This window comes from Holophagales bacterium, from assembly GCA_016699405.1.
In the GTDB taxonomy this organism is placed as follows: Bacteria; Acidobacteriota; Thermoanaerobaculia; order Multivoradales; family JAGPDF01; genus JAAYLR01.
Map to the genome: position 1 here is coordinate 1,292,203 of CP064972.1, position 23,699 is coordinate 1,315,901.

Consider the following 23,699-nt stretch of genomic DNA (forward strand, 5'->3'; position numbering starts at 1 on the left):
CGTCCCCGAATTCGAAAGGCGCCAGCAGGAGATTCGCGATGCCTGGAACGAGCGGTTCGGAAGCGGAGATCACCAACATCTCGCGGCAGGCATCTGGGTGCTCCTCGACGAGCGCGAGCTGTTCATGCCCTTCGCGGAGTTCCGGTGGTTCGCCGAGGCCTCGGTCGGCGCGATCCTCGACGTCTCCTGCCCTCAGCCGCACCCCCTCGACTGGCCCGACCTCGACGCCGACCTCGCGGTCGAGTCGATCGAGCACCCGGAGCGGTACCCACGGAGGTCCAAGGTGCTCGCCGCTTCGAGTTGGATTGTCGGGCAGCACAGCGAGTCGAACGTCGAGCGCGTGCGATCATTCCGCCGCGCCCGCGCCGACAAGCGCGGCTTGAAGCGCCCAGCTGAGCTCAAACGACGGACGGTGGGGGCCAGTCGCTCGCCGCCGCTGCGGTGAGGTCGGAGGGCGGGGAGCGCTCGCGCCGGCCTCTGCGGTCGGTTCACCCCGTTGCCCACGTCATCCCACGAGGAGAGCCCGTGCGATTCATGGTCGTCGAACACTTCAAGGATGGCAACGCCGCGCCGGTCTATGAGCGGTTTCGCGAGCACGGTCGGTTGGCGCCGGAGGGTCTCACCTACCTGGACAGTTGGGTCGACGCGAAGCTCGAGCGGTGCTTTCAGCTCATGGAAGCCGCGGAAATCTCGCAGCTCGAGGAGTGGATGGCGCGCTGGGCCGATCTTGTCGATTTCGAGGTCTTTCCGGTGATCAGCAGCGCCGAGGCGAACGAGCGAGTCCCCCGTTCCGGATCGTAGGCCGTCCGGATCCGGCGCGCGGCGTTGCCGGTTGGGTAGACACTGTCGTGCCGGCGCGGAGATTCCGCTTCGACGGGTCTCGTCGACGCGTCGCACCCACCGTCAGTGCACCCGCGGACTCCGCTTTCCCGAGCGCTCGCGCCCTTGACTCGGGCGAGGGGCGCACACAAGATGCCGCGCAAGTCGGCGAGGCAGTCCAGCGCGTTGCTCGAGTGGAGAACCGGGCGGTGTCCCGTGCCCCTCGGCACACCCGTCGACAGGTCCGAGGTCGGCGACTCGCGGAGGAGAGGTGACACGATGAAGCCAGCAAAGAACACGATCTGTCTCTGGTACGACCGCGACGCCGAGGCCGCGGCGCGCTTCTACGCCGAGACCTTTCCCGACTCGTCGGTCGGCGCGATCCATCGCGCCCCGGGGGACTATCCGGCGGGGAAGAAGGGCGATGTGTTGACGGTCGAGTTCACCGTCCTGGGCATCCCCTGCCTCGGGCTCAACGGCGGGCCCGGGGTCAAGCACAACATGGCCTTCTCCTTTCAGGTCGCGACCGCCGACCAGGCCGAGACGGATCGCTACTGGAACGCGATCGTCGGCAACGGCGGCAAGGAGAGTGCCTGCGGCTGGTGCGAGGACCGCTGGGGACTCTCTTGGCAGATCACGCCGATCGCGTTGACCGAGGCGGTCACCGACCCCGACACCGCCGCCGCCCAGCGCGCCTTCGAAGCGATGATGACGATGGGCAAGATCGACATCGCCGCGATCGCGGCGGCGCGCCGCGGCTGAGGGCGCGCAGGACGGCCGCGAAGGACGAGAGTTCGCGCGTGAACTCGAAGCTCACCGCATTCGTCGACGAGCTGTTCGCCACCGGCGTCGCCTACGATGCGACACAGCCCGACCGCCACCTGCGCTGGCGCAATCTCGCACCGGCCACGGCCGCGCTACTCGGCCTCACGGCCCGGATCGCCGGCGCCCGCCGCATCGTCGAGGTCGGAACCTCGAACGCCTACTCGACGATCTGGCTCGCCGACGCGGCGTGCGACACCGATGGCTCGGTGGTGAGCGTCGACACCGTTCAGAGCGACGCGGCCGCGCCGAACCTCGCCCGCGCCGACGCGGCGCAGCCGGGCCTCGGCAGGCGCGTCGAGCTGCGCCAGGAAGACGGCGGACGTTACCTCGCGTCGCTTGCCGACGGGAGCGTCGACTTCCTCTTCCTCGACGCCGAGCGCGTCGAGTACCCGCACTGGTGGCCCCACCCGGTGCGCGTCCTCCGCCCCGGCGGCGTGCTCGCGATCGACAACGCACTCTCGCACGCCGACGAGCTCGCCCCGTTTCTCGCTCTGCTCGCGGGTGAGCCTGCGGTGCGTGGTGCGACGATCGTGCCGATCGGCAATGGCTTGCACCTCTCTTGGCGCGGCGCGTGAGCGGGTTGCCGCTCGATCGAGAACACTCGCCGGCCGAAACCCAGCGGAGGTGACTCCCCCCGAACGCGGCCTCCGTTCGGCACGAAGACGGCCCGCGCCTCGAAGTCCGCAGCTCGTTGGTTGCCGAGCCCGCGTCGCGGTCGAGGCAGGCCCTTGCGGAGCCTCGCCGTGGATGCGGTGACGAGAAGGGAAGCGGGGTACCCCCGGGTGCAAGAGGCTGCCCGCGCTCAGCTAGCGGAAGTCGCGGTCGCGGTCGGAACCGTCGTGGAAAGCCCGCCCGCATGCAGCAGCGTTTGAAAGCGCCGCCCGGAGCCGCCGGGGCAGAGGTCATTCCGCCCGAGCTTCTCGAGGGACTCCTTGTCTCCGCGGACGACTCGGTACCCGCGCTGGACGCGGGCCTCGGAAGGGGATCTCTTCCTTCGCTTGCTACTCGGTTCGAAAGGAAGGGAGGTCGTCGAGCCGGCTCTTGTCGACCACTTCGCACCTCCCTGGACTGCGGCGCGGGATCGCGGCGCGCAGATGGCCGTTTCCACTGGCGCGTGGGCCTCGGCGGCAAGCGCGCGGTATTCCCGTGCGGGCCGCAACTTCCCGTGAGCGCGCCGTGGGGCGGTGGCTACGAGCGCCGCGAGCGCTTCCAGTTTTCGAGCCGCGGGGCGAGGAGCGGGAGCCAGAGGACGGCGAGCTCGGAGATGCCGCGCGCGGCGACGAGCTGGAGCGCGAAGACGCCGCGGGCTCCCGGTTCGCCGAGGAGGTCCTCGACCAGACCGGCGAGGAAGATCGAGACGAACGAGAGCAGGAGGACGGCGACGAGGAAGAAGGACGCCTGCACGGCGGCGGCCGACGAAAAGGCGCGCTGCGCGCGTCGCGCCGAGAGACCTTCGACGATCGCGTCGACGAAGAGCAGCACCACGTAGCCGGCGACTCCCCAGGTCGCGGCGGCATCGAGCGAGGAGACGTCGAGGTGTCCGCCCGTGAAGAGCGAGCCGCCCGCCTGCGAGGCCGCGAGCGCCAGTCCGGTGAAGGCGAGAGCCGCCGTCGAGACGACGAGCCAGGCCAACTGGAACGCGAGCGACGTGCGTCGATGCAGCTCGGGGTCGAGCGAGTGGCCGCCGGCGAAGCGGTCGCCGAGCACCGCGAGACGCACGACGAGGAAGAACTCGGCGAAGAGAAACCCCGCGAGCCAGCCGAGCGACCATCCGCGGACGACCACCCCATGGAAGAGGAACGCGGCCCGCGCGAGCGGCAACGCGCTGCGCGGAAGCAGGATGCGCGGATCGCGCTCGGGCCCGCGGGCGAGGAACGCCTGGATCAGGGTCGGCTTCTCCCGGCGCGGACGGGGCTTGGCTGGCATCGCGCGATCCTATCCGCCCCCGGCGCGCGATGGGCGCGCTCGCTCGCCCCGGCGGCCGCGGTGCGCGACGTGATCTCCGAGGCGGTCATGCGCGAGCCCCCGACCGGTCCTCGGAGAGCTTCCTCTGCCGGCGCGATCTCGCGCGCTGTCGCCCGGCCTACGTCCTCTCCCCGCTCGAAACCGAAGGCGGCGAGCTGACGAACCTCGAGCAGGAGGTGCGGCACAGCATTCGCGAGCACGAGCTCCTGGTCAAGAACGCGGACGCGAGCTCGAAGAGAAGTGGTCGTTCGCCGAGCAGCTCGCCGACCGCATCGCGACCTACGGCGGGAGCTGGGCGTTCATCCTCCTCGATCTGATCCTCTCCTGCCCCGCGGCGATCCAGGCGCCGGTGATCATGATGAGTCAGAACCGGCAGGAGGCGAAGGACCGGTTCCGCTCGCAGCACGACGACCAGGTCAACCTCAAGGCCGAGCTCCGCCTGCGGGAGCACCTCGCGAGCTTCGAGTGGCCGACGTCGGAGGTGTGTCCGCTCGAGGTCGCGACGCTCCGAGCTCAGCTCGGCTTCGCAGAAACCGAGCCTGCCTGAGCCGGCACCGTGGCGGGCTGGCCGGATTCGGTCGGCAGATCGGCCTTCAGCCAGCCGCTGATGCCAGCCGACATCACGCGCACGTTGCGATAGCCCATCCCCCGGGCGCGCCGGGCGGCGTTGGGCGCCTTGCGACAGAGCGGATTCGAACAGTAGAAGACGAGGGCGGTCTCGCGATCGGCCGGCAGGTCGCTGGCGGCGAAGCCGAGGGGGTCGAGGTGGTTGGCGCCCGGCACGCGAGCGGCCAGCCAACGCGGCTCGGCGTTGACGTCGAAAATCACCAGCGGCTCGCTCTGGCTGCGGGCGTAGAGCTCCTTGGGTGAGATCTCCGCGAGACCCATGAGGCGGGCGAACATGACATCTCCTCCTGCTTGATCGGCGGCGTCACGCCGCCGGGGGAGGGGCGGCGGTGTGACGCAACCACTGGATGGCGACCGCTGCGATGGCGAGGGGCAGGACGACGAGCGTCGTCGTGCCGGCGGTCGAGAGCGGCAGGGCGAGCCAGGCGGCGCCGAAGGCGAGGCCGGCGAGCACCCAGGTCCAGCCGGCGAAACGGAAGAACGACTGCGTCCGGGCAGGGTTCATCCGCACGCACGCGAGGGATGTCAGTCGCTTGGGAATCGTGTTGCCGGTGAGCACGATGTACGCCGCCAGGAGGATCATCAGCGATCGTTGCTGGATGGATGCGGTGTCGATCCAACCGAATCGCGGAGCGAGCCGGGCGACCGCGGCCGTTGCCAGCATCAGGCCGGCAAAGACGAGGGCGACGCGGATCTCCGGGGCGCTGCTCTTGGGCTTCGGTTCGAGGCTCGCAAGCTCGTTCACGTGGTCCCTCGCAGGGGTCGGCGTGTCGGCGTGCCCTGCTGGGCGGCACGCCGGGGGCGAGCCGCCGCGACCACATCCGAGCCGACGGTTTGGGCGAAGCTCAGGAGCGCGTCCTCCAGCACCGAGAGCTTCAGCCGATAGAGGATCGTGCGGCCCTGCCGCTCGGCCGCGACGAGATCGGCCTCCTGCAGCACCGCGAAGTGCGCCGACATGGTCGGCTTCGAGACGTCGAAATGCCCTGCGAGCTCGCCGGCTCCCAGTGGGCCCTGCCGCAGCAGCTGCAGGATGCGCCGCCGGGTCGGATCGGCGAGCGCCTTGAAGACGCGGTTCATGGGTCGATAATTAGCTAACTATCGAACTATTGTCAAGCGACGGCCGCCGTCGACGACTCCGGAGTCCGGACCGCGGGCAGTCGGCGGATGCTTGTCCCGAGCTCGCCGAGGCCGCCTGCTAGCATGACGCGAGACCTTCCGGAGGCAGTCCATGTCCTTACGCGCTCGCTCTTTCGTGATCCTCGTCCTGCTGCTTGCGCTATCCGGGTGCAAGCTCGCGCGGGACCGCTACTACAAGGCGCTCGAGAAGGTGGGGGTCGAGAAGCGCGAGCTGCTCGTCTCGCGTGTCGACAAGGCGCGCGAATCGCAGGTCGAGGCGCAACAGCAGTTCAAGGACGCGCTCGAGCAGTTCCAGGCGCTCGTCGGCTACACCGGCGGCGACCTCGAGGCGATGTACGGCAAGCTCTCGGGCGAATACGAGGCGAGCGCCAAGCAGGCGGCCGAGGTCAACGACCGCATCGCCAAGGTCGAGCACGTCGCGCAGTCGCTCTTCGAGGAGTGGCAGCGTGAGATCGGCCAGTACCAGGACGCCGGGTTGCGTCGCGAGAGCGAGCGCGAGCTCACCGCGACGCGCGACCGCTACCGCCAGGTGCTCGTCGCGATGCAGCGCTCGGCCAAGAGCATGGACCCCGTCCTCGGCCGACTGCACGACCAGGTGCTCTTCCTCAAGCACAACCTCAACGCACGGGCGCTCGGCTCGCTTTCCGGCACCGCCAAGAGTCTCGAGCTCGAGGTCGGGGGTCTGTTGCAGCAGATGCAGACGTCGATCGCCGAGGCCGACCGCTTCATCGCCGAGATGAAGGCGGGCGGCGGCCGCTGAGCGGCGCTCCACCTTCGCCGCAGAAACGGCGAAGGCCGCCACGCGGGCGGCCTTCGAGGTCGGTGCCGGCGAACGACGTCGGCGTCAGGCGGTGCGGCGGCGCAGCAGGAAGAGCGCGCTCGCGGCAAGTGCCGCGAGCAGTGCGGCGAGCCCGACGTGGTCGAGCGTCGGCACCTCGATGAGCGCCGTGCCCTCCCCGGCCTGAACCTGCAGCGCCCGGTAGTTGGGGAAGAGCGTCGTCGTCTGCACCCAGGGGGCGACGTTCGACCAGGCCTCCCCGCCGGCAAGCGGCGTGGCGCTCGACTCGTCGGCGCAGAGGTAGAAGCCCTGCTCGACCGAGGCGTTCCACCGGGCGCCGAGGTAGATGCTGCCCGAGGTCACGTTGGCGGTGACGGTCGAAAGATCGACGGTGTAGAAGGCGCCGGGAAGCGCCGTCGGCACGCCCGAGGCAACCGCCGGAACGGAGCCGAGGAGGGTCCCGGGGGTGCCGGACGGACCGTCGTCGTCATAGGCGATGACGTCGTAAGCGATCGTGTCGTCGCTCCCCTGACGGACCCAGCAGAGGCAGACCGTGCCGTAACGGAACGGGTAGGAAGCCGGGGTGAAGCGATCGACATAGCGGCCGTCGACGACCGTGTTGTTCCACCCGTAGCCGTTTTCGGGGACGCCGTCGTCGTGGATCTGGCCGCCGGCGCAGCCGTTGACGACCGGGGTGCCGTGCTCGACGAGCGGCTTGCCGCCGGCCTCGAGGAAGGTCCGGGCGAGACGATCCGCCCGCAGCGGAGCGACCGCCAGGGCGGCGAGCAGCGGGAGCAGGAGGATCAGCGGACGGCGCATTCGGTGCGGCATGACGGCTTCTCCGAGAAGCGAAACGCGCCCACACAATAGCACGCCCGCCCGGCGGGGAGGTCCGGGAGGAACGCCCCCGACGACTGCCGTCCGGGCGCAGGCTCCGGATCAGGAAGAGGTCGGAGGCGTACCAGAGCGGGAACAGCAGGAGCGTGAGCAGAGTGGCGACGCGCCACGCTCGGCTGCTGGTGGGGGAAGCGTGTCGGTTGCGGGCCGCCAGAGCTGCGCGCTCGGTGCCGTCGGACGGCGCGCTCGAGCCGAAGCGCGAGCTCGCGCGAGGCCTCGGCCGCCGTGGCGGCAAGCAGCGACTCGCGCCGCGTGCGCTCGAGCTCCGGGAGCGAGCGGCGCAGCTTGCGGGTGGCGCGGCTGAACACCCAGGTGCGCCAGAGGGTGTGCTCGTCGCGTGGATCGACGAGGCGGGCGGTGAGCGTCACCGGCGCGTAAAAGCGCGCCAGCAGGTGCGCCCCGCCGCCCCAGACGAGCGCCTCTTGAGCCAGCTCCTCGGCGGCCACCGCGGCGCCGGCCCAACCGCCGGCGAGCTCGGCGACGAGAAGACCCTGGACGGCGGCCTCGACGACGCCGCTGCCGATGAGCAGCACGAGCCACTTCCGTTCGATGCGACCGTAGCCCACGAGGCGGACGTCGAGCCGCAACGCTGGCGCCGCCGGCGAAGGGGCGGTTTCGACAGCCGCGAGAGGGGAGAGCTCGCGCGCGGCGATCGCGGGAGACGCGGGGCTCGCGGCGACGACGAGCTCGATCTGCCGGCTCTCCGTCAGCCGAGCCGTGAGGTCGGCGGCGATCGCCTGGGCGGCGTGGTCGAGCACGCGGGCGATTTCGGCGCGTTCGTCGCCTGGCGGCGCGGGAGCGCTCTGGAGCTCGGCGAGATGCGCGATTCGTGCGGACGGCGCCACCGGCGCGAGCGTCACCGCGACGCGCCCGCCGGCGGCCGGCCAGGTCGCACAGCCGGCCGCGGACGAAACGGCCAGGAGCGCGAGCGCAAGCTCACCGCGGCGGCGGCGAGTCGACGGGTGGCGGGGCGCGCGGGGCATCGGCACGCGCGCAGTCTAGGTCACAAGGGGAACGACGAGCGCCCCGGCCGAGCACTCCGGGGCGCCGAGGCGTTTCTGCACTCAGCCAGGGAGACGCCGTTCGACCCGCTCCGGCAAGGACGAACGGCGTGTCCCGTCTCCGGTCACGGCCTGGCAGGCTTGGCGGGATGGGCGCTCTTGAGCCACTCCGCGAGGCCCTTCATGTCCTTGACCAACCCGGCGAACTCCTTGCCCTTGGCGGTCAGCTTCGACGAGCCGGGCTTGGCGACGTGGCAGGCGGTGCAGTCCTTGAAGGCGACTTCGAGGGCCTCGTAGCCGTCGAGCGAGCCCATCGTCTCGAAGTACTTGCCCTTGGCGGTGAGCAGCTTGCTGCCCGGCTTGTCGTGGCAGGCGGTGCAGGCGAGCTGCGTCGACTTGGCCATCGCGTCGGTGGCGGCGGCCGGGTGGGCGGGCAGGAGCGTGGCCGCGGCGAGCAGTGCCACGGCGAGGGCGATCGTGGGAAAAGCGGTGAGCTTGGTGAGCTTCATGAGAAGGGCTCCTCCTCGCGCTACTTGCGGGCCCAGGCCCAGGAGACGCCGAACGAGAGCGTCCACTGCGAGTGATCGACGCGGGCGCCGGGGCCGAACGGGTTGACGAACGGATCGACGTTGTTGTTGGTCTGGCTGGCGTTGAAGGCGTGCTCGAGCGCCAGCTCGTAGGTGCGACCGGTCTCCCCCATCCAGGTCATGCCGATCGTCGCGTGCTTCTCGACGGTCGCCGGAAAGAGCGGGGTGAGGGTCTCGGCGGGCACCGGATTCTCGCCGAAGTTGTAGCCGGCGCGCAGCGTCAGGCGCTCGCTCGCCCGGTAGTCGACGCCGAGGGCGTAGACCCACTGGTCCTTCCAGTTGAAGACGAACGGCATGACGACGTCCGGAGCGCCCGGAGTGTCGGGATTGCTGCTGCTCACGGTGATCGTGTTGAGCGCGTCGTCCCAGTAGTTCTTCTTCACGTCGAGGGCGATCGTCCAGCGATCGTTCGGCCGCAGGGCGATGCCGAGACCCGCCTGGGCGGCGAAGGTGAAGCCGTCCATCTTGCCGTCGTAGTGGACCTTGCGGCCGAGCAGCGGATGCCCCGTGAAGTTGACCTGCATGTCGCCGTTGTCGAAGGTCGAATCGGTCTCGGTCTGGTAGATCGCGCCGAGCGAGACCTTCGGGTGCGGTCGCCACCAGGCACCGAGGCGGAAGTTCTGCTGATAGCCGTGAGCGTTCTCCATCTTCACGCCGAAGAAGCTCATTGCCGGCATCTGCGTGTTGAAGAACGACGTGCCGGGGAAGAAGCGGAACGAGGCGTCGGCATAGCCGACGTTCATCGTCGCGCCGACGGCGAAGTCCTCGGAGAAGGAGTAGGCGACGGTCGGCGAAATGGTCATGAAACGGACCTGCGTGTAGGTGCCGTCGACGGTGCCGAAGAAGGTGTTGAGCTTCTCGAAGGTGGCGCCCATGCCGCCCTGGCCGATGAAGCCGATGCCCCAGGTCCACGGCGAGCCCTTGGCCCCGCGCACGTAGGCGACCGAGGGCATGGTGAAGTAGCGGCTCTTGGCGTCGGTCGGGCCGTTGACCATGTTCTCGAACTCGAGCGACGGCGCCATCGTCGCCAGGTTCGCCGAGAAGTGATTGCCCTGGAGCTGCGCGATGCCGGCGGGGTTGAAGCCGATGGCGAGCGAGCGGTCGGAGATCGCGAGGTTGGCGCCGCCGCGGCCCATCGCTTCGGTGCCGTAGGCGGTCAGGTACATGCCGTTCGTCGCATGGGCCGCGGGCGCGAGCAGGAGCGCCAGGGCGAGAGCGAGGGCGGCGGCGAGCCAGGTTCTGCTAGCCGGCATGGGGTTCTTCCTCCTTGAGAAGAGAGCGGCGCGGCAGCGGCCGCGTCCGCGAGGACGGCGCACGAAGCGAGGTCGAGCGCGACAGATCGAGCCCGGCGAGGGTGGCGATCGCCGCCAGTGGCGCGGCGCCGAACAGCCGGGCGAGGGTCGAGCGGGAGAGCGCGGTGGTGCGAGCGATGGTGGCGAGCGCCGGGATGCGCCCGGAACGTGCGGCCTCCTCGCGGCAGGCGGCGAGCGCCCGCCAGTGGCGCTCGGAGAGTGGGGCGAGCCCGAGCGCGTCGGCGCTTCGCTCGGCCTGGGCGGGAGTCCACGCCTCCGACCTGGCGAGGCACGAGTCGAGGCGAGAGGGTGAGGGCATGCGGTCGATCGCTCCGCCGTGTCCTAGAGCACGGAGCGTGCCGCGATGAAAACGGGCCGGACGAGTCTGTTTTCTGGTCTTTCGAGGCGAGCCTGAAACGTCACGTTGCTACGCGACGTTTCAGGCGAAACGCAACGTTGCTACGCTGAAACGCCGAGCCCCAGCTCGCGCATGCGCCGCCAGAGCGTCGTGCGGGAGAGCCCGAGGGCCCGGGCCGCCTCGTCGCGTCGCCAGCGGGCGGCCTCGAGGGCGACGAGGAGGCGCTCGCGTTCGTCCCGCGGGGCGGTCGGCTGGCTCCCCGCCGGCGGCCGGCTCTCGACCGGGCTCGGCACGCTCCGCGCCGGCAAACGAGCTTCGGCCGGGAGGTCCTCCGGCAGGATGGTCTGGCGCCGGCAGACGGCGAGCGCGTACTCGAGGGCGTTCTCGAGCTCGCGCACGTTCCCCGGCCAGTCGTAGGCGAGGAGCGCTCGCAGCGCGTCGGGGGAGAGGCGCACCTCCCGCCCGCTGCGCCGCGCGGCGCGGGCGAGCAGATGGCGGGTGAGCGGCTCGACGTCTTCGCGGCGCGCACGCAGCGGCGGCACCTCGACGGGAACGACGCGCAGGCGGTAGTAGAGGTCCTCGCGGAATCGCCCTTCACGCACCGCGCGGGACAGGTCGAGGTGGGTCGCCGCGAGGATGCGGGCATCGCTCTCTCGGGTCCGGCTTTCGCCGACCCGCTCGAAGGTGCGCTCCTGCAGGACGCGCAGGAGCTTGCCCTGGAGCGAGAGCGGCAGGTCGCCGATCTCGTCGAGAAAGAGCGTGCCGTGCTCGGCGAGCTCGAAACGACCGGCGCGGTCGCGCACGGCGCCGGTGAATGCGCCGCGCACGTGGCCGAAGAGCTCGCTCTCCAGCAGCTCTCCCGGCAGCGCCGCGCAGTTGACCGCCACGAAGGCGCCGCTGCGCCGTCCGGAGTGGAGATGGAAGGCGCGGGCGACGAGCTCCTTGCCGGTGCCGCTCTCGCCGGAGAGCAGGACCGTGGCGTCGCTCTCGGCAAGGTTCTCGATCAGGCGGAAGATGTTCTGCATCGCCTGCGAGCGCGCGACGAGGCCCGAGAAGTGGATGATGCCCGGCTCGGCTCCGGGCTCGAGCGCCTCCTCGGCGGGGCGCATGACGACGACGTAGGCGACCCCGGGGTCACAGAGGTCGTCGCGGCGTTCGACGAGTGGCGCGGCGGTCACCGAAACCCGCCGCGGTCGCCGCCCGGCGAGTTGCAAGGTGGCGCCCCAGCCCTCACGCCGTTCGCCGGCTTCGACAGCGGCGCGCAGCGCCCCGGCGGAACCGAACAGCTCGGCGCCGAGCAGCTCCTCGAGCGTCGCACCGACGAGACTCGCGGCGGTGCCGTCGCCGCCCATGGCGTCGATGCCGTGCGAGGCATGGACGACCCGCCAGCGGGGATCGGCGCACAGCACGACCCGCCCGAGCGAGGAGAAGACGCGGTCGATGCCGCCGATCATCGCGGCGACGGCAGCCTGATCGGAGAGCGCGCGGCGGGCCATCGGCGAGAAGAGGGACCCGCGCCGGCCGACGAGCGGGCGGCGCGGGTCGTGGCGAGGCTCAGCGCACCTCGCAGAGGCAGTGGGCGAAGAGCCCCTGCGGATCGTCGAGCTCGGCGAGGGCACGCACCTCGCGCGTGATCTCGGTCAGGCGGCGAGCCGGCGAGAGCCCGCGCGGCCTCGACACGTCGTCGAGCCGCACCAGCCGAGCCGTGGAGTTGAGGATGTCGGCGGCGAGCTGCTCTTTCCAGTCCGCCTCCTTCTCGACCCAGATGACCTTCGGCTCTCCTTCGAGCTTGGCGAGCTTGCCCGCCGCGGCGATGGCCGCGGAGAGGTCGCCGAGCTCGTCGACGAGGCCGAGCCGCTTGGCGTCGGCCCCGCTCCAGACGCGACCGCGGGCGATCTTGTCGACCTCGTCGCGCGTCATCTTGCGCGCCTGGCCGACGCGAGTGAGGAACTCCTCGTAGCCGCGGTCGATCATCGTCTGGATGAGCTCGCCGGCGCGCGGGTCGAGCGCCCGGTCGACGCGCACGGCACCGGAGAGCCAGGTCGTGCCGACACCGTCGACGTGGACGCCGAGGTACTTGGCGAGCGGCTTCTGGAAGGTCGGGATCATTCCGAAGATGCCGATCGAGCCGGTGAGCGTGTCGGGGCTGGCGAAGATGCGGTCGGAGGCGGTGGAGATCCAGTAGCCGCCCGAGGCGGCGAGCGAGCCCATCGACACGACCACCGGCTTGCCAGCGGCGCGCGCCAGCTCGGCCTCGCGCCGGATGAGCTCGGAAGCGAAGGCGCTCCCGCCGGGCGAGTCGACGCGCAGCACGATCGCCTTGATCTGGTCGTCCTCGCGTGCCTGCCGGATGAGCGCCGCCGTGGAGTCGCCGCCGATCTCGCCGGAGGGCTTGGTGCCGTCGGCGATCGTCCCCTTGGCGACGACGACGCCGACGGCGTCGCCCTTCACCGGCTTGCGGTCGCGCAGCCCCTTCGCCTTGAGATAGTCGGCGAAGGCGATCTGGTTGAAGCTCTTCGACTCCGCGTCCTTGCCGACCAGCTCGATCATCCGCGCCCGCACCTCGTCGCGATTCGACAGCTTGTCGACCAGCTTGTCGGCCAGCGCCATCTTCGCGGCGTCGCCGTGGGCGGCCCGCAGCCGCCCGTCGACGCCCTCGATGCTGGCGATCACCTCGCCGGGGGTGAGCTTGCGCGCCGCGGCGACGTCGGCGACCCACGAGCCCCAGAGGTCGCCGAGCAGATCCTGGTACGAATCGCGCGCCTCGGGCGAGATGTCGTCGCGCAGATACGGCTCGACCGCCGACTTGTACTCGCCGACGCGGAAGACGTGGACGTCGACCTCGTACTTGTCCAGCCCCTCCTTGAAGTAGGGGCGCCAGATGCCGTAGCCCTCGACGAGCACCATGCCGAGAGGGTTGAGGTGCACCTCGTCGGCCTGCGCGGCGAGGAAGTAGGAGGCGTTGCCGTAGCTGTCGGCCGCGGCGATCACTTTCTTGCCGCTGGTCTTGAAGTCGACGAGGGCCGCCTTGAGATCCTGCAGCTTGCTCGGCCCGATCGCGCCGAGCTCGTCGAGCCCGAGGTAGACCGCCTGAATGCGGTCGTCGCTCTTGGCGGCGTGCAGGGCGTCGGTGAGGTCCTTGAGCAGCGTCTCGGCATCGGCCGAGCCGTCGAGCTTGCGCATCGCCTGGGCGACCGGGTCGCCGGTCAGCTGCTCGACCACGGCGCCCTTCGGGTTGAGCACCAGCGCCGCCTTGCCCGGCACCTTTGGCTTGCTCCCGCCGGCGGCGGCGAAGAGAGCGATGACGATCAGCAGGAAGATCGCGTTGACCACGATCCGCCGCGACAGATCCACCCCGCGCCAGATCGCGCGCAGGAAGCGGAAGAGGATATTGGGCCGTTCGTTCTCCATGGATCCCTCCGGAAGGGCCTGGGCGGACTCTGCCCGGGTCCAAGGATTCTACGCGCGGGAGGACCCGGAGTTGTGGAAAGGCCCCCTAGGGACGGGCGCGGTGAAGCAGCAGACAACCAGCGGCGGCGACGAGAAGGCCGAGAAGAGTCAGGCCATGGGGGTCGAGAGTCGGCACGTCGATCAGGAAGCCTCGGCGATTGGGGTAGACCCAGAGGCCGCTGTTGGGGCCGTTGTCGACCACCAGTTCGGGAGCGCCGTCTCGGGCGAGATCGGCGATGACCAGGGCGTCCGACGTTGCAGGCAGATCGAGAGTCGCGTATTCAATTAGACCGTCCGTCACGGCTCCGCGGAAGAAGTGGGCTCTGGGCGCGAAGGAGGACGAGAACACGAACTCGGTTCGACCGTCCCCATCGATGTCCATGGCAGCACCCTGGCTGGGCCCGTCCGGAAAGAGAGTGAATACCGAGTCTGCGAAGGCTCCCCCTCCGACCGATCTCGCGATGCCGATCTGCTTCGGGACGCCGTAATGGACGATGACGAGATCGTCGAGGCCGTCTCCGTCGGCATCTCCCACGAATGGCAGGGAAGTCTGAGGAGGGAGGAGTGGGCCGTCGAACTCTGTTCCATAGAGTCCTCCCGCAGTACCCAACGCTACTCGGATGCGGATCGTGTTCGTGAACCCGTTGTACACGGCCCTCGCCCGATCTGGCCAGGCGTCGCCGTCAAAGTCACCGACGACTGCATGGAGAGCCAAACAGCCTGAGCCGGAGGTGAATGTACCGTCACCGCCGCCGAGCCAACCCACCGAGGTGGCTGCCACGTCGCGGTGGCCGTCGCCGTTGCAGTCTCGAATCTCCAAGGTCTCGGGCGTGAGCGGACTCGGCTCGAGCGCCTGGTACCAATGGTAGCCGCCGGCACCATCGCTCAGATTGACGTACGCGGTAGCGAGATCGGAGGAAGCCCACGCGAAATCGCCGAACCCATCCTCGTTGAGGTCTCCGGCGGCCAGAGAGACCGGGGCACCGGTAAGGAAGCTCGGTCCGACACGCAACAAGCTCGTGCGGTCTCCGAACAAGACCTGCCCGTGGCTCGGGCCGGCAGTACTCACGTCGGGCAGGCCGTCGCCATCGATGTCCTGCACGACGAGGCGCCAAGATACGTCGTTGGTGGGTGCGAGAAAAGGCTGGTCGAACGGGAGCAGCTGGCCGGAGGCAGGGGCGGCGAAACTGCTCCACGCGGCCGCGATCAGAAATGCGAAGAAGGTGGAGCGGAAGTGGGAGGTGAGCATCGCGTAGACCTCACAGGAATGCTTCTATTTTACGCGAGTGCAATACTCCGAGATATTCCCTTGGGTATCCACGAGAAGCGAAAGGGCCACCGACCCCGTCGGTGGCCTCTTCCTTCCTATTCGGCCGAATCCGGTGAGAACCGCGCTCAGGCGCCCGGGGCGGGGCCGAAGGAGCGGGTGAAGAGGTCCTGGATGGCGGTGCGGCCCTCGGGGGTGAGGTTGCGCGTGCCGGTGCCGGCGAAGGGGCGCTCACCGATCGTCGGCTGGTCGGGGACCCAGTGCCCGTCGCGCCAGGTGAACCAGCCGGCGCGCTCCTGGTCGTAGACGTGGAGGTGGCGGTTGAAGAGCTTGGCGAGCTCGACGCCCCAGCCGGTGCCGCCCTTGACGGTGTCGTCGGCCTGGATCCAGCCGATGGCGAAGACCTGATACGACTCGTTGACCATGTGGAAGATCGACTGGATGACGCGGCGCACCTTCTCGGCCTCGTGGTAGGTGCGGCCCATGCGCTTCGAGACGATCTCCATGCTGACGTCGCCCTTGGCGAGCTCGTCTTCGGAGAGGGTGCGGACATCCTCGCCCCACTCCATGGCATGCCCTTCGAAGGAGAACGTGGTCTCGCGGATCCCCCAGCGCTTGGCCGAGCGACCGAACTCCGCCTCGGCGCCCTTGTGGCCGCCGCTGTACATGACGACTTTCTGATGATGGTGCATCGGCTTGACTCCCCGGGGATTGCCCCTGCAGAAAACCGGCGGATCATAGCGTAGCGCCCACGAGGACGTTGACCCGTCGAGGATCTCTACCATACGCTGCCGGGAATCCACCGGGGCCGGGGTAGGGGGATCCCTCGATGCGAGTGTTGGTGGCGGTGGGCAGCGCAAGGCTGCGACGGGAGCTCGACGAGCTCCTGGCCGACTGGCGGTTTGCCCCGGAAAGCCACGGCGATGGCCTCTCGGCCTGGGAAGCGCTCGAGGCGCCCGGCGGACCGCGCCTCGCCTTCTGGCAGGTCGATCTTCCCGGTCTCGACGCCCTCGCGGCAGCCCGCCGACTGCGCGGGGTCGATGCTCCCCGTTATGTGCACCTGCTCGTCCTCGCCGAGCGGGGCGAGGCGACGCCGCCGCTCGCTGCCGTCGATGCCGGAGCGGACGACGTGCTCTTCCTGCCGGTGAATGCCGAGGAGCTGCGCGTGCGCCTGGCATTGGCGCGCCGGGCGCTGCATCTGCAGGAGAAGCTCACGGTCCTCACCGACGTCGTCCGCCACCAGGCCGATCGCGACCCGGTGACCAACGTGTGGAACCGCCGCGCCATCGCCGAGATGCTGGCGCGCGAGCTGACCCGGGCCTGCCGCGACAACGACTGGGTCACCGTGCTCGCGCTGCATCTCGACGGCTTCAAGGAGCTCAACGAGACCCACGGCCCGGAGGCCGGAGACGGCGTGATCCGCGAGGCTGCCGAGCGCCTGCGCACGGCGATCCGCGCCTCCGACTGGCTGGGGCGGAACGTGGCGGCGAAGTACTTCCTCCTCCTGCCCGGCTGCAATCCCGACCGGGCCGTGGCGACCGCCGAACGGCTGCGTCACGCCTCGGCCGAGAAGCCGTTCCCGCTCGGCGAGGGGCGGAGCGTGGTGCTCACGGCCAGTGTCGGGCTCGCCTCCGACCGCGGCGGATCGATCAGCGCCGAGGAGTTGCTCGACCGCGCCTCCGAGGCGCTGCGGCGCGCCCGTTCCGAGGGCGGCGACACCATCCGTCAAGCGCTCCCCACCCAAGCGGGACAACTGCCGCTCGCCTAGGCGTCACGCCTGACTGCCGGCCACACGCGCCACCCGCCCGGGTCTCCGGCTCACGCACGGGACCAGGACGAGTGGGTGGTCGCGCAGAAGTCCGTCCCTCCCCCCCGCGTCGTCCCGACCGGCAGGAGGGTCCGACCACGTCTCCTGCTCTCGCGCCGGTAGACCCGGGGGAAGCAGGACGGAACGGCGGCGCGTCGACTACTTGACGATCTCGATCAGCTCGACCTCGAACACCAGCGTGGCACCGGGCGGGATGCCCGGACGGCCACGGTCGCCGTAGGCGAGCTCGGCCGGGCAGACCAGCTTCGCCTTGCCGCCGACCTTCATCTTCTGGAGACCTTCGGTCCAACAGGGGATGACGCCGTTCAGCGCGAACTCGGCCGGCTGGCCGCGCCCGATCGAGCTGTCGAACTCGGTGCCGTCGACGAGCGTGCCGCGGTAGTGGACCTTGACCTTGTCGGTGGCGGCGGGCGTGGCGCCGGTCCCCGCCAGCGTCTCGCGGTAGACGAGCCCGGTGGCGGTTTTCTGGGCCCCCGACTCCTTGGACGCCGCGTCGAGGAGCGCCTTGCCACGCTCCTTCTCCGCGGCGGCGCGCTTCTCGGCGCGAGCCTGGACGAATCCCTGGACCTTCGGTGCGAACTCCTCGGCCTTGACCGCCGGCTTGCCGGCGTGGGCGTCGGAGATCGCCCGCAGGACGAGCTGCAGCTCGGCGTCGGTCAGGCCGAGGGTGGCGAGGTTGCGGTGGAGCATCAGGCCGATGGTGTAGACGGCCTTCTCGTCGTCGGTCGACGGCGCCGGCGTGTCGGCGAAGATCGGTGCTGCGGCGACAGCGAGCAGCAGGGCGAGGAGCGGAACGGCGAGCTTGCGGGTCATCGAATTCCTCCGGAATCGGGCTTTCGGGCGCGGGCAGCCGGAGCGGCCGATCGCGCAGGGCTCGGACGCCGTACCCTAGGCAGGAGTGCGCCGGCGGTCAAGGTGGGGTGTCACCGGGCTCGCCGAAGCGGCGGCGCTTGGGGTGTCCGGCGGGGACCTGACAGACTCGCCGCGGAGGAACCGATGCACCGCCGCCCGACCGTTCGCCCGCGTCCTGTCCCCACTCGCCCGATCGCCGCCTTCGGGGCCGTGCTCGCCCTGGCGTTCACCTTCGCCTCGGCCGCCGCGGGCGTCGTCGAGCGACCGGCGATCAACCCAGGGCTCGGTCCGCCGCCACCCGAGGCGCATCGCGACAACCCGGCGGCGACCTGGACGTCGTTGCTCGATCTCGGCGCGACCGGTCGCTTCGACCTCGCGGCCCACCTGCTCGACCTCGGCGAGATCCCCGCGGCGCAGCAGCGGGCGACCGGAGCGACGGTCGCCGAGCGGCTCTACCGCGTCCTCGCGAGTCTCTCGGCACGACGGGACGCAGTGAGCGAGGAATCGCCGGAGGGGCCGCGCGTCGAAGGCGGGCGCGCCGAGAGCGTGCTGGCGCTGCGCTTCTCGCGTGCCGGGCTGCGCGGCGAGGTGCGGTTGCGTCCGGTCGAGAGTCGCGACCGCAGCGAGCGAGCCTGGCTCTTCGACGCGCCGACCGTCTCCGCCGCGGCCTTCTGGTACACCGCCCTGGTCGTCGGCGTCCCGGCGCAGCAGGTCGAACCGATCAACCCCGGCCTCGGGCTCACGCCGCCCGAGGTGCGTCGCGGCTCACCGCGCGAGGCCGTCGGCGGTTTCCTCGAAGCCTGCGAGGCCGGGCGCTTCGATGTCGCGGCGCACTATCTCGACCTCGCCGACGTCGAGAGCGATCGCCAGGTGGCGGAGGGAGCGCGGCTCGCCCGCCGGTTGATGATCGGCCTGCTGGGCTCGGCGCGGGTCGAGCTCGACGAGATCTCCGACGACCCGCTCGGCAAGCCGGAAAGCGACGTGGCCGACAACGAGGAGCGGATCGCCACGGTACGCCGGCGCTTTCGCACCGGCGAGGTCGTGCTGGTCCACCGCTGGGATCCTCTGCAGGGCCACGTCTGGCTCTTCTCGCGTAGCACGCTGGCGCGCCTCGGCGACCTCTACCTGTCGAGCCTGGCGATGCGCTTCGTCGACCATGTGCCGACCTTCGGTTTCGCCGGTGGCATGACCGGACTCCAGGTCTGGCAGTGGGTCGTCCTGCTCGGGGCGCTTCTCGTCGGCTGGGTGGTCAGCCGGTTCGCCGGCCGGGCGCTCCGGCGGCTGGCGCGCGCCGTGACCCGTCGAACCCGGACGGCCTGGGACGACGTGGTGGCCGAGTCGCTCGATGGTCCGGCGGCGTTTCTCGTCTGGGTGCTGCTGCTCGCCGGCGTCGTGCCGTTCCTCGGCCTCTTCCCGGCAGCGCAGACGATCGCCCACCGCCTCCTGCTCATTCTCGGCGTGCTCGGCCTCGGCTGGACCGCGGCGCGGCTCACCGACGGCTTCGTCGATCATCTGCGCCGCTCGGCCGCCGCCGAGGCCAATCAGGTGAGCGTCGGCTTCCTGCCGATCGCCGCGCGCTTCGTCAAGGTCTTCCTCGGTCTGCTGGTCGTCCTCGCGGCACTGCGGGTCGTCGGCGTCGACGTCGGCGCGGGCCTCGCCGGACTCGGTCTGGCCGGCGCGGCGGTGGCCTTCGCGGCGCAGAAGACGCTGGAAAACCTATTCGGCGCCACGGTGATCGCCGCCGATCGGCCGTTCAAGGTGGGCGACTTCGTCGCCATCGGCAGCGATCAGGGGACCGTGGAGGACATCGGCCTGCGTTCGACGCGGCTGCGCACGCTGGGCCGCACAGTCGTGTCCGTGCCCAATGGCCTCGTCGCCGGCGGACGGCTGGAGAACTTCGCCCACCGCGACCGCTTCCTCTTCAACCCGACGGTCGGGCTGGTCTACTCGACGAGCGCGACACAACTGCGGGAGGTCCTCGCCGGTCTCGCTGCGCTCCTCGCCGCGCACCCGGAGGTCTCCTCCGAAGGACAGCGCGTGCGTTTCCGTGGCTTCGGCGACTCGGCGCTCGAAGTCGAGCTGCTCGCCTGGATCGACACACCGGATTTCCCCGCCTCGTTGCGTGTGGCCGAGGAGCTCAACTTCGGCATCCTCGACGTGGTCGAGCGCGCCGGTTCGGCGTTCGCCTTCCCGTCGCGGACGGTCTACCTCGCCTCCGACGGCGCGACGAGCTCGACTTCGGCAAGCCCGGCGGCGAAACCCCTCGCGGGCTGAGTCGAGCGGGCCTGCTCAACCCGCGTCGGAGGGTCGGGCCGGGGCGTCGTGCCAGCGTTCGCGGGGGACCAGCACCGGCTCGGCGGGCTGGGCCTCGAAGTTGGGCGACATGATCTGGACGCCGAACTCGTTGAAGGCGTCCTGGATCTGCGCGTGCAGGTCGGAGAGCGCCTGCAGGCGCTCTTCCGGGCGGTCGAGGTGGGCCAGGAGCTGGTACTCGACATAGAAGTCCGACAGCGCCCTCTGCAGCACCCGCGGGCGCGGCTCGCGGCGCAGCGCCGGGGTGCGTTCGGCGGCGAGCAGCAGCAGCGCGTGGACCTGCCGCCACGGCGAGTCGTAGCCGATGGTCACCGAGGTGGCGACGATGGCCCCCTGCTCGCCGGCGAGTCGCGAGTAGTTGACGCTGCTCGTGCCGACCAGCACGGCATTGGGGATGGTGATCTCCTCGCGCCGCCGGGTGTGCATCTTCGTCGAGAGCAGACCGACTTCGGTGATCAGCCCCTCGTGCTCGCCGACACGCACGTAGTCGCCCGGCTTGAGCGCCCGGGAGTAGACCGCCACGAGGCCGCTCATCACCTGGTTGACCATCCCCGCCGACCCGAGTGAGACCATCAGGCCGACGAAGACGCTCACCCCCTTGAAGGCGTCGCTCGACGAGCCGGGGACGTGCGGGTAGGCGACGGTGAGCGCGAAGACCCAGATCAACACGCCGACCAGCCGGCGGGTCGCCCGGACGGTCTCCGGCTCGAGCCAGCCGATCTCGATCCGACGCTGTTCGACCGCGTCGAAGAACTGGGCCGCGAGCTGCGCCACGGCCCGGGTGACGAGGAAGATCACCGCCACGGTGAAGACACCGGGAATGGCTCCGACGAAGCCGAGGGCGAGCGAGGCGAGCCGTTCGGTGAGGTACGCGCCGAGCCGCGTGCCCCAGGGCTGGGTGAAGGGGAAGCGCGACAGCACGAAGGCGAGCCAGAGGTAGGCGAGCGTGGCGAGGAGGGCGAAACCGGCCCCACGCACGGCGAAGCGCTCGAGGCCGAGCAGGGCCTGGGTGAAGTCGAAGCCGGAGAGCGACGGGCGCCCCAGCCGGCGGTCGATCGCCGCGTGGAGCCGGTCGAGGGCCCGGCGGCGCAGCCGCAAGAGGCCCCGGGCAAGCAGCGCGAAGAGGGCGGTGGCGACGACGGCGAGCGCCAGCGAGCGCAACAGGTGGGGCCACTGGCGCTGCGCTTCGCGAGCGGCGAGCGCCTCCTGCAGGCGGGCGAGCGCCGCCTCGCCGGCGCGTTCGAGCGTCGTCGAGGAGTCGGGGTCGAGGTCGCCCTCGCCGAGGCCGAAGAGCGGATCGCTGCCGGCGCGCAGGAGTGCCCGCCGCCCGCTCCCGCCATCGACCAGGTCGAGGCGCAGGGTCGGCACGACGCCGACTTCCGGGAGCGCCGCGAGGCGGGCTTGCGCGGCCTCGACCCGCTCCGCCGGCGAGCGCTCGCGGTAGGTCTCGCGCAGCACGGCGATCTCGCGGTTCCAAAAGGAGAGCGTGGCCGGCGCCACGTCGTTCGTCGCCGGCCTCTCGTCCTCCTGCCCGGCAGCGAGAGCCGGCCACCCGGCGACGAGCGCCAGCAGGCTGACGAGCAATGGCGCAAAACGTCGGCGCGGGCGGCGCGGCTTTCGAGTCATGGCGGGCTCCCGGCGGTCGTGAGGGGAGGATCGTCGCACAACGGGGAGGTGACGACCGGCCTCGGGGAGTCCTCCGTTTGCCACGCCGTGCGCTTCTTTCCGAGGGGCGACCGAGCGGTGGGCCGGCGTTCGACCGCCGCAGGCAGTTCCACGCATACTCTGCGCAACGCGCGGCTCGGGTGGCGACGGAGGGCTTCGGATGTTCGGCCAGTACGGCTTCTTCGGCTTGGCGACGGTCTACACGGTGGCGGTGGCGGCACTCTGCGTGCGGCGTGGGGACGCCGGAGGCTGGCTGTGGATCGTGCTGGTGTTCGGGCCGGTGGGGGCGACGATCTACCTCGTGTCGCAGTTCGACTCGCTGGTTCGACCGCGCACGGTCCGGGCCCCGCGCCCGCCGGCGGCGCAGCTGCGCCGGGCGTGGACGGACGCCGAGCGGCTCGACACCGGTGCGGCGTGGGCGGAGTGCGCGTCGCTCCACGGCGATCGCGGGAGGTGGGTGGAGACGACCGAGGCGGCGCGGCGCGCCCTCGCCAAGGACCCGGACCAGATCGACGCGCTCTACGACCTCGGGCGGGCTCTGCTCGCTCGCGGCCAGGCGGCCGAGGCACGGCAGGCGCTCGAGCGGGTCGTGGCGCGGCGACCCGATCACGCGACGGGTGAGGCGCTCTTCGCGCTCGCAAGGTCGCTGCGCGGGGCCGGAGACCTCGCGGCGGCGCGCGCCCGGTTCGAGGAGCTCGCCGAGCGCTCGAGCCGCGCCGATTTTCTCTTCGAGCTCGCGACGCTCCAGGCCGAGCTCGACGACCGCGTGGCGGCGCGAGCGACCTTCCGCCGCATCGTCGACGAGTTCGTCTTCACGCCCTCGTTCATGCGGGGTCGCGTGCGCCCCTGGGTCTGGCGCGCCCGCTGGCACCTCTGGCGGCTCGGTTCGAGCTGACCGCGACGGCGGCAGGTGCGTTCCGTGCGCCGGGCCGCGATGGTGTCGGGGCTCCCTCCGCGACGCCCGGGGGGCATCGTCTAGACTGGCGGAATGGTTCGATCGCAGAGGCCGGTTGCCGCCCTCGCACTGGTCCTGACGCTGACCGTCGCCGGTGCGGGGGACGTGCTGGGCGCAGGACCCGAAGAGACCCTGCGCCGCGAGCGCACGGTCGCGGTGACGATCGACGACCTCCCGGGGCCGTCGGCGGCGATGATCCGCAACGACCCGGCGACGCTCGCCGCGATGACGCGCCAGCTTCTGGCCGCGCTGGCGGCCCATCAGGTGCCGGCGGTGGGGTTCGTCAACGCGGGCAAGCTCGAGGTCGACGGCGAGGGGGAGGCGGAGCGCGCCGCCCGCGTCGACGTGTTGCGGCTGTGGACCGCCGCGGGGCTCGAGCTCGGCAACCACACCTACTCCCATCCGAGTCTCAACCGCACCGAGCTGCCTGCTTTCGAAGCGGACCTCGAGCGGGGTGAGCCGGTGCTGCGCGCGCTGCTCGCCGAACATGGGCGGCGCCTGCGCTATTTCCGTCACCCGTTCCTCCAGGTGGGGCTCGAGCTGTCGAAGCGTCGTGCCTTCGAGGCCGATCTCGCGGCGCGCGGCTACATCGTGGCTCCGGTGACTGTCGACAACGACGAATACGTCTTCGCCGCGGTCTATGCCGACGCGCGGCGGCGTGGCGACGACGAGCGGGCGGCTCGTGTCTCCTCCGACTACCTCGACTACATGGAGCGCGTCTTCGCCTTCGTCGAGGAGGTCAGCGGGCGGCTGCTCGGGCGGGAGGTCGCCCAGACACTGTTGATCCACGCCAATACCCTGAACGCGGAGACGTTCGATCGACTTGCAGCTCGACTCGAGCGGCGCGGCTATCGCTTCGTGTCGCTCGAGACCGCGCTGGCCGATCCGGCCTACGGGCTGCCCGATGACTATGTCGGTGGCTGGGGGATCTCCTGGCTCCATCACTGGGAGCTGACCGCCGGCCGCCGGCGCTCGCCGGCGCCCGATCCGCCCGCCTGGATTCAACAGGCTTACGACGCGCTGCCGACGCGCTACTGAGCGCCCCGCTCCCGCGAGCCTCGGGAAGCGAGGATCTTCCGCTCC

25 protein-coding genes are annotated in these 23,699 nt (G+C 70.7%); 10 read left to right on the top strand and 15 right to left on the bottom strand.

The window, feature by feature from the left end; all coding sequences use genetic code 11:
* The first annotated feature begins 97 nt into the window (after positions 1 to 97).
* The 4 genes from IPJ17_05535 (at position 98) to IPJ17_05550 (ending at position 2,219) form a co-directional block, all read left to right on the top strand.
* On the top strand, positions 98 to 445 hold the full coding sequence (locus tag IPJ17_05535) for a hypothetical protein (protein QQR75044.1): 348 nt from the start codon (positions 98 to 100) through the stop codon (positions 443 to 445).
* Positions 446 to 525: 80 nt separating this feature from the next.
* Positions 526 to 801 (top strand): DUF3303 family protein, encoded by a 276-nt coding sequence (locus tag IPJ17_05540; protein QQR75045.1) that lies wholly within the window; start codon positions 526 to 528, stop codon positions 799 to 801.
* 297 nt (positions 802 to 1,098) lie between these two features.
* Entirely contained in the window at positions 1,099 to 1,581 is a 483-nt protein-coding gene (locus IPJ17_05545; GenBank protein ID QQR75046.1) for a VOC family protein, read from the top strand.
* Positions 1,582 to 1,619: 38 nt separating this feature from the next.
* Entirely contained in the window at positions 1,620 to 2,219 is a 600-nt protein-coding gene (locus IPJ17_05550; protein ID QQR75047.1) for a class I SAM-dependent methyltransferase, read from the top strand.
* Between the two features lie 613 nt (positions 2,220 to 2,832).
* Here IPJ17_05550 and IPJ17_05555 read toward each other — a convergent pair.
* A complete protein-coding gene (locus tag IPJ17_05555) occupies positions 2,833 to 3,570 on the bottom strand; it encodes a hypothetical protein (GenBank protein ID QQR75048.1) in 738 nt (245 codons plus the stop codon).
* Positions 3,571 to 3,694: 124 nt separating this feature from the next.
* On the opposite strand from IPJ17_05555, the gene IPJ17_05560 reads away from it, so the two are divergent.
* Positions 3,695 to 4,156, top strand: coding sequence for a DUF1003 domain-containing protein (locus IPJ17_05560; protein ID QQR76098.1), 462 nt, complete (start codon positions 3,695 to 3,697; stop codon positions 4,154 to 4,156).
* On the opposite strand, the gene IPJ17_05565 is transcribed toward IPJ17_05560, so the two are convergent.
* The 3 genes from IPJ17_05565 to IPJ17_05575 are packed head-to-tail and all read right to left on the bottom strand — an operon-like array spanning position 4,123 to position 5,313.
* Entirely contained in the window at positions 4,123 to 4,512 is a 390-nt protein-coding gene (locus tag IPJ17_05565; GenBank protein ID QQR75049.1) for a rhodanese-like domain-containing protein, read from the bottom strand. The genes IPJ17_05560 and IPJ17_05565 overlap by 34 nt on opposite strands.
* A 28-nt stretch (positions 4,513 to 4,540) precedes the next feature.
* Positions 4,541 to 4,981, bottom strand: coding sequence for a hypothetical protein (locus tag IPJ17_05570; GenBank protein ID QQR75050.1), 441 nt, complete (start codon positions 4,979 to 4,981; stop codon positions 4,541 to 4,543).
* Positions 4,978 to 5,313, bottom strand: coding sequence for a winged helix-turn-helix transcriptional regulator (locus IPJ17_05575; protein ID QQR75051.1), 336 nt, complete (start codon positions 5,311 to 5,313; stop codon positions 4,978 to 4,980). Before IPJ17_05575 ends, IPJ17_05570 begins: the two co-directional genes overlap by 4 nt.
* Before the next feature lie 151 nt (positions 5,314 to 5,464).
* Between IPJ17_05575 and IPJ17_05580 the strand changes: the two genes are divergently transcribed.
* Positions 5,465 to 6,133 carry a DUF2959 domain-containing protein gene (locus IPJ17_05580; GenBank protein QQR75052.1) on the top strand — a complete coding sequence of 223 codons (669 nt, stop codon included), beginning with the start codon at positions 5,465 to 5,467 and terminating at the stop codon, positions 6,131 to 6,133.
* An 84-nt stretch (positions 6,134 to 6,217) separates the two neighbouring features.
* Here IPJ17_05580 and IPJ17_05585 read toward each other — a convergent pair whose 3' ends face one another.
* The 9 genes from IPJ17_05585 to IPJ17_05625 all read right to left on the bottom strand — a co-directional run bounded on the left by IPJ17_05585 (position 6,218) and on the right by IPJ17_05625 (position 15,695).
* Complete coding sequence (locus IPJ17_05585) at positions 6,218 to 6,982, bottom strand: hypothetical protein (GenBank protein QQR75053.1); 765 nt, start codon at positions 6,980 to 6,982, stop codon at positions 6,218 to 6,220.
* Entirely contained in the window at positions 6,955 to 8,031 is a 1,077-nt protein-coding gene (locus IPJ17_05590) for a hypothetical protein (protein ID QQR75054.1), read from the bottom strand. Before IPJ17_05590 ends, IPJ17_05585 begins: the two co-directional genes overlap by 28 nt.
* A 143-nt stretch (positions 8,032 to 8,174) precedes the next feature.
* Entirely contained in the window at positions 8,175 to 8,558 is a 384-nt protein-coding gene (locus tag IPJ17_05595; GenBank protein QQR75055.1) for a hypothetical protein, read from the bottom strand.
* 20 nt (positions 8,559 to 8,578) lie between these two features.
* Positions 8,579 to 9,889: an outer membrane protein transport protein gene (locus tag IPJ17_05600; GenBank protein ID QQR75056.1), complete on the bottom strand. Its 1,311-nt coding sequence runs from the start codon at positions 9,887 to 9,889 to the stop codon at positions 8,579 to 8,581.
* A complete protein-coding gene (locus tag IPJ17_05605; protein ID QQR75057.1) occupies positions 9,879 to 10,247 on the bottom strand; it encodes a TusE/DsrC/DsvC family sulfur relay protein in 369 nt (122 codons plus the stop codon). Before IPJ17_05605 ends, IPJ17_05600 begins: the two co-directional genes overlap by 11 nt.
* Before the next feature lie 140 nt (positions 10,248 to 10,387).
* Positions 10,388 to 11,782 (bottom strand): sigma-54-dependent Fis family transcriptional regulator, encoded by a 1,395-nt coding sequence (locus tag IPJ17_05610; GenBank protein ID QQR75058.1) that lies wholly within the window; start codon positions 11,780 to 11,782, stop codon positions 10,388 to 10,390.
* A gap of 58 nt (positions 11,783 to 11,840) precedes the next feature.
* Positions 11,841 to 13,697 (bottom strand): signal peptide peptidase SppA, encoded by a 1,857-nt coding sequence (gene sppA, locus IPJ17_05615; GenBank protein QQR75059.1) that lies wholly within the window; start codon positions 13,695 to 13,697, stop codon positions 11,841 to 11,843.
* Positions 13,698 to 13,782: 85 nt separating this feature from the next.
* Positions 13,783 to 14,985, bottom strand: coding sequence for a VCBS repeat-containing protein (locus tag IPJ17_05620; protein ID QQR75060.1), 1,203 nt, complete (start codon positions 14,983 to 14,985; stop codon positions 13,783 to 13,785).
* Between the two features lie 146 nt (positions 14,986 to 15,131).
* A complete protein-coding gene (locus IPJ17_05625; protein ID QQR75061.1) occupies positions 15,132 to 15,695 on the bottom strand; it encodes a hypothetical protein in 564 nt (187 codons plus the stop codon).
* A 137-nt stretch (positions 15,696 to 15,832) separates the two neighbouring features.
* Here IPJ17_05625 and IPJ17_05630 point away from each other — a divergent pair, with 137 nt between their 5' ends.
* The gene (locus tag IPJ17_05630; protein QQR75062.1) at positions 15,833 to 16,771 is read left to right on the top strand and encodes a diguanylate cyclase; all 939 of its coding nucleotides are present in this window, start codon (positions 15,833 to 15,835) and stop codon (positions 16,769 to 16,771) included.
* A 198-nt stretch (positions 16,772 to 16,969) separates the two neighbouring features.
* On the opposite strand, the gene IPJ17_05635 is transcribed toward IPJ17_05630, so the two are convergent.
* Positions 16,970 to 17,644 carry an FKBP-type peptidyl-prolyl cis-trans isomerase gene (locus tag IPJ17_05635; GenBank protein ID QQR75063.1) on the bottom strand — a complete coding sequence of 225 codons (675 nt, stop codon included), beginning with the start codon at positions 17,642 to 17,644 and terminating at the stop codon, positions 16,970 to 16,972.
* A 183-nt stretch (positions 17,645 to 17,827) separates the two neighbouring features.
* Here IPJ17_05635 and IPJ17_05640 point away from each other — a divergent pair, with 183 nt between their 5' ends.
* Positions 17,828 to 19,957 carry a mechanosensitive ion channel gene (locus IPJ17_05640; GenBank protein QQR75064.1) on the top strand — a complete coding sequence of 710 codons (2,130 nt, stop codon included), beginning with the start codon at positions 17,828 to 17,830 and terminating at the stop codon, positions 19,955 to 19,957.
* A 15-nt stretch (positions 19,958 to 19,972) separates the two neighbouring features.
* Here IPJ17_05640 and IPJ17_05645 read toward each other — a convergent pair whose 3' ends face one another.
* Positions 19,973 to 21,622, bottom strand: a complete 1,650-nt coding sequence (locus tag IPJ17_05645; protein ID QQR75065.1) for a mechanosensitive ion channel — start codon at positions 21,620 to 21,622, stop codon at positions 19,973 to 19,975.
* Positions 21,623 to 21,821: 199 nt separating this feature from the next.
* Between IPJ17_05645 and IPJ17_05650 the strand changes: the two genes are divergently transcribed.
* Positions 21,822 to 22,556, top strand: coding sequence for a tetratricopeptide repeat protein (locus IPJ17_05650; GenBank protein QQR75066.1), 735 nt, complete (start codon positions 21,822 to 21,824; stop codon positions 22,554 to 22,556).
* A 93-nt stretch (positions 22,557 to 22,649) separates the two neighbouring features.
* Positions 22,650 to 23,654, top strand: coding sequence for a polysaccharide deacetylase family protein (locus IPJ17_05655; protein QQR75067.1), 1,005 nt, complete (start codon positions 22,650 to 22,652; stop codon positions 23,652 to 23,654).
* Positions 23,655 to 23,699: the final 45 nt, after the last annotated feature.